The organism is Acidobacteriota bacterium (genome assembly GCA_030697165.1).
In the GTDB taxonomy this organism is placed as follows: Bacteria; Acidobacteriota; Vicinamibacteria; order Vicinamibacterales; family UBA2999; genus 12-FULL-67-14b.
Window position 1 is genome coordinate 83192 of the sequence record JAUYQQ010000019.1, and the last position, 13552, is coordinate 96743.

9 protein-coding genes are annotated in these 13552 nt (G+C 66.9%); 1 reads left to right on the top strand and 8 read right to left on the bottom strand.

Going from position 1 to position 13552, the window contains the following annotated elements; all coding sequences use genetic code 11:
* Positions 1-4: 4 nt before the first annotated feature.
* Together Q8T13_17855 and Q8T13_17860 are read right to left on the bottom strand one after the other, a co-directional pair.
* Positions 5-2302 carry a SpoIID/LytB domain-containing protein gene (locus Q8T13_17855; GenBank protein MDP3719629.1) on the bottom strand — a complete coding sequence of 766 codons (2298 nt, stop codon included), beginning with the start codon at positions 2300-2302 and terminating at the stop codon, positions 5-7.
* Entirely contained in the window at positions 2299-2721 is a 423-nt protein-coding gene (locus Q8T13_17860; protein MDP3719630.1) for an SET domain-containing protein-lysine N-methyltransferase, read from the bottom strand. The genes Q8T13_17855 and Q8T13_17860 overlap by 4 nt, the downstream gene beginning before the upstream one ends.
* A 151-nt stretch (positions 2722-2872) precedes the next feature.
* Between Q8T13_17860 and Q8T13_17865 the strand changes: the two genes are divergently transcribed.
* Positions 2873-3988 (top strand): RidA family protein, encoded by a 1116-nt coding sequence (locus Q8T13_17865; protein ID MDP3719631.1) that lies wholly within the window; start codon positions 2873-2875, stop codon positions 3986-3988.
* A 56-nt stretch (positions 3989-4044) separates the two neighbouring features.
* Here Q8T13_17865 and Q8T13_17870 read toward each other — a convergent pair whose 3' ends face one another.
* The 6 genes from Q8T13_17870 to Q8T13_17895 form a co-directional block, all read right to left on the bottom strand.
* Entirely contained in the window at positions 4045-5727 is a 1683-nt protein-coding gene (locus tag Q8T13_17870; protein MDP3719632.1) for a SulP family inorganic anion transporter, read from the bottom strand.
* A complete protein-coding gene (locus Q8T13_17875; GenBank protein ID MDP3719633.1) occupies positions 5724-7481 on the bottom strand; it encodes a hypothetical protein in 1758 nt (585 codons plus the stop codon). Before Q8T13_17875 ends, Q8T13_17870 begins: the two co-directional genes overlap by 4 nt.
* Positions 7482-7584: 103 nt before the next feature.
* Positions 7585-8013 (bottom strand): PH domain-containing protein, encoded by a 429-nt coding sequence (locus Q8T13_17880; protein MDP3719634.1) that lies wholly within the window; start codon positions 8011-8013, stop codon positions 7585-7587.
* 18 nt (positions 8014-8031) lie between these two features.
* The gene (locus tag Q8T13_17885) at positions 8032-8502 is read right to left on the bottom strand and encodes a Dps family protein (protein ID MDP3719635.1); all 471 of its coding nucleotides are present in this window, start codon (positions 8500-8502) and stop codon (positions 8032-8034) included.
* Between the two features lie 16 nt (positions 8503-8518).
* Positions 8519-9961 (bottom strand): SDR family oxidoreductase, encoded by a 1443-nt coding sequence (locus Q8T13_17890; GenBank protein ID MDP3719636.1) that lies wholly within the window; start codon positions 9959-9961, stop codon positions 8519-8521.
* Positions 9962-10017: 56 nt separating this feature from the next.
* On the bottom strand, positions 10018-13479 hold the full coding sequence (locus tag Q8T13_17895; protein ID MDP3719637.1) for an error-prone DNA polymerase: 3462 nt from the start codon (positions 13477-13479) through the stop codon (positions 10018-10020).
* Positions 13480-13552: the final 73 nt, after the last annotated feature.

The window sequence follows — 13552 nt, forward strand, 5'->3', positions numbered from 1 at the left end:
GCACCTACCTAACCTGATCCCAACGCTTGCCGTTGGCGATTTCTCGCGCGAAGCAGGCTTCGGCTCGGGCGTAGGCTTCGCGTTGCGCACCGGCGGAGATCGGACGCAACAACTCCGCATCCTTCGGACACGCGACCCTGGCGGCAGCCGTACGCGACGCCGGCGGGGTGGCAAAGTATGCAGCCGCCCCTTCTCTCACCCACATCGGCCGGCTCGACAGCACCTCGTCCAGCAGCGCATGCGCCACCTCGTGGCGGATGGTTCGCTCGAGCTGTCCGCGCTGCTTGAGCGTGGTCAGCGGCAACAGGTCGATGGCGGCGCCGTCGGTCGCGCCCGACACCCACCACGGCTGGCCGGTGGCACGGCCAAAGCTATCGACCGAAGGATGCACGGTGACCCGCAGGCGCGCGGGCGGCTTGGCGCCAGTGGCCTTCGAAATCTCGTCGCGACTGCGGCGGATCAAGGTCAACAGGCTGGCGCGATCGCCTTCCTCACTCCCCGGCAGGGCCAAGGCGATGTCGGTAGAAATAGGTGCCAAGGGTGCCACAGGTGCCAGGGGTGCCATCGGTGCCACAGGGCCGGACGGGGTCGGCACGTTGGTCGTTAGCGCGCTCGGTGAGCCGGCGCCAATGGTCAGGCCCGGATAGTAGAACTTCAGGATCTCGTCGGCGGTCTCGCCTCGCGCCGCGCGCGTGCCGGCGCCGATGACGCACAGGCCTACGCCGTGACCAAACCCACGGCCGCGGAAGTGATACCCGCTGCTGGTCCGCTTGACGTCGAACGCCGTGCTCTTGATGGCGGCGAACCCGGCCACGCGACCCACCGCCATGCGGAACTCGTGGCCGCTCATCTCCGCGGGCGTAAAGCCATCGACCCGCACCCGCGAGACGCGGCCCGACTGGTTGCGGGCCAGCACGCGGACGTCGCGCAGGCGATCGCCGCGCAGACCGGCGTTGCGCAGCGCCCGTTCCACGTCGCGCACGCGAACCTCGCTCTCCCACGCCGGCTCGCTCGCATCCGCATCGTCCCGCACCGACGCGGCGTCGGCATAGTCGATGGCGCCGGGCCATACCTCCGACGCCAGTTCGGTGCGGCCGCCGCATGAGGCCGAATAGAACACAAATGCCGGTTGTCCCCGGCTGAGCAGCAGCCGCCCGGTGGTGGCCTGCGCCGCACGGGTCGTCGTCGGCGTCGCCGCGCGGACCACCTGGCAGTGCGTCGTGTCGCACAAGTCGAACCCCTCGCGACGATGGCGGTTGCGATTGGCAATGGCGAACGTTCGAGCGGTGATCGCGAGCGCCTGCTGCGCCGCATCCCCCGCCCGCGGCTGCCCTTCGCCCGCGAGTACTTGCGAGATATAGATATCGACGGCGATGGTCTCGACCCTGGTTTGACCGCTTGCCAGTGTGCGGCCAAGTCTTATCGGTGCCAAGGGCCCGCCTTCGCGGCCGGAGGCGGATGCCTGGGTGCGCTGGGCAAGAACATCGGCGGCAATCGCCGCGGCATCGACACCGGCGCCGCCGGGCGCGGCGACGATAACGCCGTGGGTCGGGCGGTCGGCGGGTGTGAGCGCGACCACCAGGCCGAGCGACACGCCGCTGGGCATCAGGATGGATCCCGTCTTGGCGAGCGCCGACACGCCGGAATTCTTCAGCGCCGAGGCCGTGCCGTAGTCGGCTGCGCCGCGCAGCCCGTCGAGCAACACGGTCTTGGTGGCGGGGCTCATCGGCACCGGCGTGTCCTTGCCGGCGCCGGCCAGGCGCGCCAACACGTCGATCATCGCGCGGGGGCTGGTGCGCGGACCTGCGAGGCCCACCAGGGCGGGTGCCAGGGCCGTACCGGCGGCGAGCGGCGGCAAGCCGGCGGCAAGGCGCGTGCGGTTCACGCGATCGCGCGACAGCCGCGGCGCCAGCGACACGAAGAAGTCGTTGCAGGAATACGCCAGCGCTTCCGCCGGCGACAGCGCGCGCTTCAGGTCGGGATGCGCGCACACGTACTTCTGGCCGTCGACGGTGACCGTCCGCCGGCACATGTGATCGGAATCGGCGCGGATCACGCCGTCTTCGAGCGCGGCCACCAGCGCCACGGCCTTGACGATGGAGCCAGGCAGGACGGGGGTATCGAGAATGTCGGCGCGGGCTTCGCGCCGCTCACGCGGGTTGTCGAGGTGGCGAACGAAGAACGCTGGACCCGAAGTCGCGGGCCCCTGCTTGTCCACCGTAGCCGTGGCGAAGGTGGAGGCGTGGAGGCTGGCGACCGCAGACATCGCTGCCAACGCCAGCACGCCCCGCCACCATCTCATAGCTTGGTCTTGCAGCCCGGCCGGCACAGGCACGGGATGATCTTGTCGCCTTCGGTGTTGTAGTCGTAGGTCAGCTCTTCGCCCTTGGCGATGGCCTTCGAGGCGCGAATCCAGATGGTCTTGGTCACGGCGTCCACGTCGATCCAGCAGTTGCCCTTGCAGGAGTGGTTGATGAAGCGCGCGTCGTTGCCGCCGACGTGCGCGTCGCGGCTCCAGTTGCGGTTGACGCGGAACACCCAGATGCAACCTTTCTTCAGGTAGCGGTCTTCGCGGCTCTCGCTCTGCTTGTTGGTGATCAGCTCGCCGGCGTAGTCGATGATGCGCTTGTTCTTATTGATGGGCTCCAGGGCGAACACGCCGAAGCCGTGGAGTTTGGAACGTTTTCGGAGCACTTTCGGAAGGGTCGGCGCTTTAGGCATCTGTGGGTGTCTATGGTCGCGGTAACGAATGAGTGAACGGTCTCGTAACAGTTCAGCCAGTGTAGCAAGGAATGATACATTGTCGGTCGAGAGGTGCACCGTGCGAGGCTATTTGACGACGTTAGTGCTTGTGTCCGTAGTGAGTTTGGGGGTGACCGTGCAAGGCCAGCGACAGCTGTTTCCGGCGGCCGGCAATTTGCCCTTCAGTGCCGCAGCCAAGGGTGACGGATTGGTCTACATCGCCGGCACGATCGTCGCCCAGGGCGACATCAAGGCCCAGACCAAGGCCGTGCTCGACAGCATGGGCCAGACGCTGACCAAGGCCGGTTCGAGCCTGCAGAATGTCGCCAGCGTCAACGTCTACCTGAAGAACGCGGCCGACGCAGCCGCGATGACCGAAGTGTGGCGCGAGACCTGGCCCAAGAACGCGCCCGCACGCACGACCGTCATTGCCGACTTCGTCGTCCCCGGCGCGCTGATCGAAATGTCGGCGGTCGCCGTCCCCACTGGCGGTGAACGCGTCGCCATCACGCCGGCCGGGTGGTCAACCGCCAACCCCTACAGCTACGCCATCAGGACGGGCGACTTCCTGTTCCTGTCGGGCATGGTCTCGCGCGGGGTCAAGGACAACGTGCCGGTCGAAGGCGACATGACGACGCAAATGAACACGATCATGACCAACGCCGGTGAGCTGCTGAAGGCGGCCGGGTTCGGCTTTGAACACGTCGTCGCCAACCGGGTCTACATCACCGACGGCACCAAGTTCGGCGAGATGAACAAGGCCTATGTGCCGCACTTCCCGAAGGATCCGCCGGCCCGCGCGACCACCATTGTCGGCCTGCCGGGTCCGACCTACCAGGTCGAAATCACCATGACGGCGAACCGCCGTCCGAAGCAGACCTTTGCCACTCCTAACGCCGACGGCACACCGGGGCGGCCGAGCGCGACGCTCAGCAGCGCGGTGAAGGTGGGCAATACGCTCTACCTGGCCGGCTTGCTCGGCAACAACGCCACCAACAAGGGCGACATGGAAGCGCAAACCAAGGAGACCCTGGCGCGGGTTGGCCGCACGCTGACCGCGGCCGGTTTCGGCTGGGACGACCTGGTCGAGGGCATGGTGTGGATCACTGACCTCGCTGGTTTCGACGCCATGAACGCAGGCTACCGGTCGGTGATCTCGAAAGACTTCCCCGCTCGAGCGACGGTGAAGTCAGGGCTGGTCGGCAACGACGGCCTGGTCGAGATCATGTTCATCGCCACCAAATAACCAAACAATGTAGCCTCCGGCTTTAGCCGGAGCTAGGCAACAACGAAAGGCCGAGGCTACCTAGCCTCGGCCTGTTCCTTTTCCGCCATCACCACCGCCGCCCGATCGAGCGCGGCCTGCACACTCTCGCAAATGTTGGCCTCGCCCAGCCGCTCGTGGAGTTCGGCCTTCTGCAGGGCGGCCAACGGCTGCCGCGGCGCGCCGCACAGCACCAGCGTGCGGCCCTTGGCCTTCAACTCGTCAGCCAGTTCCTCGATCGCGCTGATGCCGGTGGCGTCGATCGCCGTCATGTTCCGGAGACGCAGCACCACGACCGGCGGCAACGTGTCGGCGTGATCCGACATCTCTCGCAGCTTGTCGGTCCCGCCAAACAGGAACGGGCCGTGAATGCGGAAGACGGCGACGTAATCGGGAATGACCTTGTCCTGCAGGATGTGCGGACGTCCCGCTTCAATGTAGGCGTGGGTCACGCGGCTCACGGTCGTCGTGGCCGCGACCCGGCGGATGAACAGCAGCGCCGCCAGCACCATGCCGACCTCGACCGCCACCGTCAGGTCGGCCAGCACCGTGAGCAGGAACGTCGCAGTCCAGACCAGGATATCGGCGTACGACTGCTTGAAGACCTCGCCAATCTCCAGCCACTCGCCCATGTTCCACGCCACCACGAACAGGATGGCGGCGAGCACCGGCAACGGAACGTACGCCGCCAGCCGCGCGCCGAACAGCAGCACCCCCAGCAGGGTCACGGCGTGGATGATCCCCGACATCGGCGATCGCGCACCGGAGCGGATGTTGGTCGCCGTGCGCGCCAGCGCGCCGGTCGCCGGCAACCCGCCAAACATCGGCGACACGATGTTGGCCACGCCCTGGGCAAACAACTCGGTATTCGGATTATGACGATCACCGCCCATGCGATCGGCCACGACCGCCGACAGCAACGACTCGATCGCGCCGAGCATGGCGACCGTGAGCGCCGGTGAGAGCAGCGTCAAGACCAACTCGGGCCGGAACGCCGGGATGTGGAACTCGGGCAGGCCCGCCGGAATGCCGCCAAACCGCGACCCCACGGTGGCGACGTCGAGTTGGAGCGCGAACGCGATGCCGGTGCCGGCAAACAGCGCCACGATGTACGCGGGAACCCGCTTGAAGTAGCGGCTCCAGAGGATCAGCAGCAGCAACGTGCCCACGCCGAGCGCCAGCGAGTCTGGCGACACGGCGCCCAGGTTGGCGCCAATCACCTCGATGCGCCCGATGAACTCCCCGGGCACCTCCATCTCGAGACCCAGGAAGTCCTTGATCTGCGTGCTGGCAATGACCAGGGCAATGCCGTTGGTGAAGCCGACGATCACCGGCTTGGGGATGTACTTCACGGCCGTGCCCGTGCCGGTCAGTCCCATCACGACCAGGATCACGCCGGCCATGAGCGTGCACATGAACAGGCCGTCGATGCCGTACTGGGCGACGATGCCCGAGATGACGACCACGAACGCGCCGGTCGGGCCGCCGATCTGGAACTTCGACCCGCCGAGCGCCGAGATGATGAAGCCGGTGACGATGGCGCAGTAGATGCCGGCCTGGGGCGGGAGACCCGAGGCGATGGCAAACGCCATGGCCAGCGGCAGGGCCACCAGGCCCACGGTGACACCGGCGATCACGTCGGCGGTCACCGCCGCCGAATCATACCCGCCGGCCAGCGTCTGGACCGATCGGGGCACCCACCCTGGCAGTGGTTTCGTCATCGCATGGCAAAGAAGACGGCCTCGTAGCTCCAGACGGTAAAGGCGAGACGCGCACCGTCTGGCGACCAGGCCGGCTGCGTCTTGTGGGACGGATCGCTCGTGACCTGCACCGGCTGGCCACCACCAACGATCGGCAGGCGAAAGATCTGGAAGTAGCCGTCGGCCGCCGGCGCGGTGAACGCGACGTGACGGCCATCGGCCGACGAGGCGAGACCGGGAAAATCGTGCTCGGTGGCGAACTCATGCACGACGTGCGGGCGGCCGCCGGTGATGGGCAGCGTGAAGATGGTGTGCCGGCCGGGCGCCACCTTGGCGATTGCGACTACGGTGGTGCTGCTCGGCAGCCACTCCGCATGCAGGATCTCGCCGTCGAAGCCCTCGGTACGCACTTCCCTTAGCTCCGTGGTGACCTCGCCTGATTGCTGATCGACGCCGATGGCATAGACCACCGAGCGGCCGTCACTCTTGCGGGCGCCGTTGAGCAACACGGTCTGGCCATCGGGCGACCAGCGCGGCCACCCCACTTCGGCACCGCGTCCCAAGAAGGTGATGCGCCGATCGGGGCCTTTCCCATCCGCCGGCCGCAGCCACACATCGTCTGACATCTCGCGATGCGTGTGAAAGGCGATCCAGCGGCCGTTCGGCGACCACGCCATGGCCTGGTCTTCAGAATCGGAGCGGGCGATCACCTCGGCGGGCTCGCCGGCGGGCAGCGCCCGCGACACGTCGATCACACCGATCTCCTGTGCGATATCCGGATACTTCGCATCGTCCACGACCCGGCGCCACGAACCGTAGGTGAATGCGATGCGCCGGCTCGACGGATGGTACGAGGGCGTTTCCGCCTGGAAGGTGGTCAGCTGCCGCGTGGGGCCACCGGTCGCGGGCGCGTCGGCCAGGAACGTGCGGTACGACTGCACCTTGAAGATGGCGGTGCCGTCGGTGGCCACCGACGGTGCGTAGGCATCGCGCGAGAACGACGAGAGCCGGCGCGACAGGCTCTTAGCGGGGTCGGCGGCCCAGAGCTCCACCATGCCGTGCTCGTTCGGTGCGGCGAAGAACACTTCGCGGCCGTCGGCTGAAAAAGCCAGCGGGCCGAACACGTCCAGATCTGGCTCGAAGCGAAGCGGCGGTGCGCCGCAGGGAATCGACAGACGCGGCCGGCCGCCGTCGTGTGAGATGCAGGCGACCTCGCCAGATCGCGACCAGGCTGGTGACGAAGGGCGGCCGCTCAGTGCCGTGCGATGGCGCGTGACGCCGTCGGCCGAGATGCGCCATAACTCCGCGCCGTCCTGGCCGGTCGCCAGCGCGACGACGGTCTTGCCGTCGGGGCTCCACGCCGGTTGACGCAGGTGGTTCACGTCCTTGCCGTCCCACAGCGGCTTGCGGATCGCGCCGGCCGGGCCGAGCGTGTAGCTGTGCCAGCGGACGTCGGCGCCGGTATCTTCGGCCACCAGCGTGTCGTTGCCGGCCCATGCCAGAAAGCGAATCTGCCCCTCGCCCGCCGGTAACGTCTCCGGCACGCCGCCGCCAATCGGCAGCACGCGAACATGGCGACCTTCGGAGTACGCCAGCCGGGTGGCATCCGGCGAGATCACGCCCACCGGATCCCTGTAGCCGACGACGCCGAGTTGATGGGCGGTGGTGAGGTAGGTCAGGCGGGGCGGCTCACCGCCCATGACCATGGCCGGCCGGGCCCACAACAAGGCGACGAGGGCGCCGACGACCACGCCGAACAGAACCAGCGCACGCATGAGACACCTATTCTAAGGTGCCTAGGGGTGCATAAGGTGCCTAAGGTGCCTAAGGTGCCTAGGGTGCCTAAGGTGCCTAAGGTGCCTAGGGTGCCTAAGGTGCCTAAGGTGCCTCGGGTGCTTGAAGACCCTCGAGCACGACGCCGGGCACCCGCGCCTGGATGGCGGCAACGAATGCAACTTTGTCGGCCGGCGACACCATGAGCCACAAGCCGCGGTCGGTTCGGATCTCGATGCGATCGAGCGAGAGGGCGGGTGACGACCACATCTGGCGCGTCGCCTTGAGCGCCTGAATGCGTTGCAGCGGCATGCGCCACCGGAGCCACCCCGCACGCACGATAATCTCGTCGGCGGTGATCTCGTAGGAAACCAGGAAGAGCGGCGCGATACCGAGAAGAAGGCCAATCGGCACAATGGCGCCGGCCAGCGGCCGGCCCTCGGCGAGGCCACCGACGATCAGGAGGAGCGACAAGCCGAGGCCAACCACCAACGGCACCACCAACAGCGCATCAACCTTCGAGCGAAAGCGCATCGCGGTCCCCTCCGCCTGTTACTTTTCCAGCAGGCTCCTGAGCATCCACGCCGTCTTCTCGTGGAGTTGAATGCGCTGGGTCAGCAGATCGGCGGTCGCTTCGTCGCCGGCCTTCTCGACCATCGGGAACAGGGAGCGCGCGGTTCGCACCACGGCTTCCTGGCTTTCGACCAGCACGCGGACCATCTTCTCCGCCTTGGGCACTCCGGTGGTGTCCTTGATTGACGTCAGCTTGACGAACTCAGCGTAGGACCCCGGCGCTGGAAAACCGAGCGAACGGATGCGTTCGGCGATCACGTCAACCGCAAGCGCCAGTTCGGTGTACTGCGTCTCGAACATGACATGCAGCGTCTGGAACATCGGGCCGGTCACGTTCCAGTGGAAATTGTGCGTCTGGAGATAAAGCGTATAGCTGTCGGCGAGCAGGCGCGACAGGCCGGCCGCAATCTTCGCGCGGTCCCGATCCTCGATTCCGATGTTGATTTGCATGATGTCCCTTCTAGAACTACGGTGCCACATTGAGCGAGGCACGGGCAATGCCTCGGAGCATGCCGCCGAACACCAGGTGGTGCAGCGGTGAGATCGAATACCAATACGCCTTGCCGAGCAGGCCGTCCGGATCGAAGGTCGCGACCTGGTTGATGGTGGTGGCATGCGCGTCCTGGCGGACCTCGAACTCGAGCCAGGCGCGGCCGGGTAGGCGCATTTCGGCCGACAGCCGCAAGCGCACGCCGGGCTCGATCGCCTCAACGCGCCAGAAGTCGAGGGTGTCGCCCACGCGCAGGTGGTCGGGCGAGGGCCGTCCGCGCCGCATGCCCACGCCACCGGAGAGCAGATCCAGCGCGCCGCGCAGCCGCCAGAGCGAGTTCCAGGCGTACCAGCCGGTATCACCGCCAATCCGCTCGATGCATGCGAACACGACCGGCGCCGGCGCGTCCACGGAAATGGACCTCGCGTCCTTCAGCTGCCGGCCGAACTGCACCCCCTGCCACGACGGCCGTGGCCGCGCCGACGAGACCGCGTCGGTCCATCGCGTGGCCGTCCCGGCGGCATCGCCACCGAGGGCACGCCGCACGGCGGCTTCGACGCCCATCGGCCGCACCGCGAACGTCCGCAACGCGAGGTCGTCGTTGACCACCGTGGTGTGGACAATGCTTTCGATCAGCTTGCGGCCGACGCGCGCATAGAGCGGCGTGATCAGGCCCAGCCACAGGCTGGAGACGTAGGGCGACAGGATGGGCACCGCGAGCATCCGCAGGCGCCGGCCGCGCAACCGCGCGTAGAGCCGCATGATGTCGGCATACGACACGCGATCGGCGCCGCCAATCTCGTAGACCCGGCAGGCGGTGGCCGGCAGGGTCAGCGCTTCGATCAGGTACTCGAGCAGATCATCAATAGCAATGGGCTGCGCGGGAACCCGCACCCACTTGGGCGTGATCATGAACGGCAGCCGCTCGACCAGCGAGCGGATCATCTCGAACGAGAGGCTCCCGGAGCCAATCACGATCGAGGCGCGGAACTCGAGCACGGGAACGCCCGACTCGCGCAGGATGCGCCCGACTTCCTGCCGGCTGCGAAGATGGGGCGACAGGTCCTCGTCTTCGCGACCGAGCCCGCCGAGGTAAATGATGCGGCCGACTCCGGCGGCCTTCGCCGCCGCGGCAAAGTTCGCGGCGCCCTGCCGATCGGCCTCCTCGAAGGATCCCTCGGCGCCCATCGAGTGCACCAGGTAGTACGCCACGTCGACGCCGCGCATGGCCGCGTCCAGGCTTGGTCGCTCGAGCACGTCACCCTGGACGACGTCGCGCGCGGAGTGCCCCTGCGTCACCACTTCTGGCCGGCGGGTCAGGCAGCGCACCCTGTGGCCACCGGCCTCGAGCGCGGGCAACAGTCGTCCGCCGACATAGCCGGTCGCGCCGGTCAGGAGGATGAGGGGGGCCGTCGCCATGGGGTCTTGCTAGTGTGACGCCTTTATGGACCCCCACGGTCCAGGTAGAGCCTGAATCAGTGAAAATCGTGCGAATCGATCGCCGCGCTGTCGGGCAGGCCGGCCAGCCTCGACACACGCTCGGCCTTGATCGAGGTGACGCCGTCCTGGTTCTGCAGCACGCCCTCGACCATGAGAAACGACGCCTCGACGATGGTCAGGCGATCGGTGGCGTAGAGATCGGGCCGGACGATGATGTTGGCGATGCCGGTTTCGTCTTCGAGCGTGAGGAAGACAAAGCCCTTGGCGGTGCCCGGCCGCTGGCGCGTAATCACCATGCCGGCCGTCCGCACGCGGCGGCCGGCCCGCGCCTTCGGCAGCTCGATGGCCGGCAGCACGCCGCGCATCGACAGCTCGTGGCGGCGGAAGGTCAGCGGATGCGGGCCAACGGTGAGTCCGGTGCCGGAGTAGTCGGCGATCAGGCGCTCGGAGACACTCATGTCTGCCAGAGGACTTGGCCCGCCTTCGCGGCCGGAGGCCGCTTCGGCGAGGTCTCGCCGTAGCTGGTCTGATTCTTCACGAGCGAAGGCGGAGGCTTGGGCGGCTTCCTCGAACAACTCACCTGCAGGACGCACCGCTCGTTCGACTTGCCACAGCGCCGAGCGGCGGTCGTGGCCGAGCGAGTTGAGCGCGCCGATCTCGGCCAGCACCACCATCTCGTCGCGACGGATCCCGGTGCGGCGCACCAGTTCGTCCACGCTGCGGTAGCGCCCGCTACGCGCTGGCGCAACGCACCACTGATGGGAGCACACATTGCAGAACCGTCCGACCCCCGGCCCGACTCCCGACTCCCGACTCCCGACTCCCGGCACAGTTTCAAGCATTGTCGGGTCATCGCACCCGCATTTCGGACAGCGCGTCAGGACGCCGGGTGTATTTTTCTCGGTCGACGAAATGAAAAATACACCCGGCGTCTTTGTCGCAGCAGCGATGGCCTGCCCCGCTTCCGCACGCAAACCGCGAACGTAGCGCAGGCCGAGTCGGATCGAACCGTCCGCTTCCACCGTGCAATCCCAGTCCGACACCTGCACATCGATGGGATTGAAGCGCACGCCGCGTCGCTGCGCGTCCTTCACCAGCGTGGCGGGATGGTAGAAGCCCATCGGCTGGTTGTTGAGCAGGGCCGTGTAGAACGCCGCCGGGTAGTGCGCCTTGAAGTAGGCGCTGGCATACGCCAGCAGTGCGAAGCTGGCCGCGTGCGACTCGGGAAAGCCATACAGGGCAAACGACGTGATGGCGAGCACAATGCGATTGGCGGTCTCGCCGGTGATGCCGTTCTTCGCCATGCCGTCGCGCAACAGCCCCTCGAGCTGCCGCATGCGCTTTTCGGAGCGCTTGAAGCCCATGGCGCGCCGCAGGTCTTCGGCCTGCCCGCCGGTGAAGTTGGCCACCACCATCGCCATGCGCAACAGCTGCTCCTGGAACAACGGCACGCCCAGCGTGCGCCTGAGGATGGGTTCGAGCAGCGGATGATCGTAGACCACGGCTTCGCGTCCGGCGCGGCGATTCAGGTACGGATGCACCATCTGCCCGACGATCGGGCCGGGGCGGATGATGGCGACTTCGACGACCAGGTCGTAGAACTTCTCGGGCTTGAGCCGTGGCAGCGTCGCCATCTGCGCGCGCGACTCGACCTGGAACACGCCAATGGTGTCGGCCGCCCGCAGCATCTGGTAGACCTCGGGGTCGTCCGCGGGAATGGTGGCGAGGCTGATCTCCGACTCCCGACTCCCGACTCCCGACTCCCGGTCATTAATCAGGTGAATGGTGTCTTGAAGCACCGCCATCATCCCGAGCCCCAACAAGTCCACCTTGATGATGCCCATGTCGGCGCAGTCTTCCTTGTCCCACTGCACCACCACGCGGCCGGGCATGCTGGCGTTCTCGAGCGGCACCACCGATGACAGGTCGCCCTGGCACACCACCATGCCGCCGGAATGCTGGCCCAGGTGACGCGGCAGGTCCTGCAGTTGCCGCCACAGCGTCGCAAAGTGGCGCACGCGCGGTTCGTCGGCCGCCATGCCGACCTCGGCGAGCTTCTTCGACAAGGTGTCGGCGGGATCGATGAATTCGAACTGGTGCATCACCTTGGCCAGCCGATCGACCTGCCCCTCGTCCAGGTCGAGCGCCTTGCCCACTTCGCGCGCGGCGCTCTTGCCGCGATAGGTGATGACGTTGGCGGTCATGGCGGCGCCGTGTTGCCCGTACTTCTGGTAGACGTGCTGGATCACGCGCTCGCGCCGATCGCCGCTCGGCAGGTCGAGATCGATGTCGGGCCACTCGCCGCGCTCTTCCGACAGGAAGCGCTCGAACAGCAACTCCATCGCCACCGGATCCACGGCGGTGATGCCGAGGCTGTAACAGACGGCGCTATTGGCGGCCGAGCCGCGGCCCTGCACCAGGATGTCCTGCTGGCGGCAGAAGTTCACGATGTCCCACACGATCAGGAAGTAGCCGGCCAGCTGCAGCTTCTCGATCAGATCCAGTTCGCGGGCCACTTGCGCGCGGGCCTTGTCGTAATACGGGCGGTAGCGATCGCGTGCACCGACTTCGGCGATCTTGCGGAGAAACGAGCTCTCGGTCTCGCCGTCGGGCACCGGGTAGCGCGGGAACCGGTAGCCGAGATCAGTCATCGTGAACTGCAGGCGCTCGGCGAGGTCGCGCGTCGCGTGGATGGCGCCGGGCCGATCCGCGAACAGCCGCGCCATCTGCGCCGGCGGTTTCAAGTAGCGCTCGGCATTCGCCGCCAGGCGGCGGCCGGCCCGGTGCAGCGGCACGTGCTCGCGAATGGAGGTCAGCACGTCGAACAACGGCCGCTCTTCGGGCGTGGCGAAGCCGACGCCGCCGGTGGCCACGAGCGGCACGCGAAACGCCTCGGCCAGGCACACCAGCGCGTCGTTGTCGTCTTCTTGATCGCGGTGCAAGTGCCGCTGCAACTCGACGTACGTGTTGGCGCGGCCAAACGTGCCGACAATGCGATCGAGCAGGCCGCCCACCCCGTACCGCTCGGCCCGCAGCAAGGCGCGGCCCGGCATGGCAATGAGCCCGGTCGTGAAGCCGTCGAGTTCGTCGATGGCGAGCGCGCCCTCGCCCTTCGGCGCCCGCAGCTTCATGCGCGACAGCAGGCGGCAGAGGTTCTTCCATCCTTCCTGTGACGCCACCAGGACAGGAAGATGGAATCGGGAGTCGGGAGTCGGGAGTCGGGAGTCGGAAACGCTCTTGCCGGGTGACTTTTTCGACTCCCGCTTCCCGACTCCCGACTCCCGGCTGGTTTCGACGGTCAGCTCCGCTCCAATTAACGGGCGGAGACCGGCCGCTAACGCTGCCTTATGGAAGCGCGGCGCTCCCGAGACACCGTCGCGATCGAGCAGCGCCACCGCCGGGTAGCCAAGCGTGGCGGCGCGCTCGATCAGGGTTTCCGGCGAGGACGCTGCGCGTAAGAAACTAAAGGCCGAGGAAGTATGGAGCTCGATATACACAGATCAAAAGCACGAAAAAACAGGAGATCAGGAGATTAGGAGCTCAGTCTTTTAAAGAAAATCCTCCTGACCT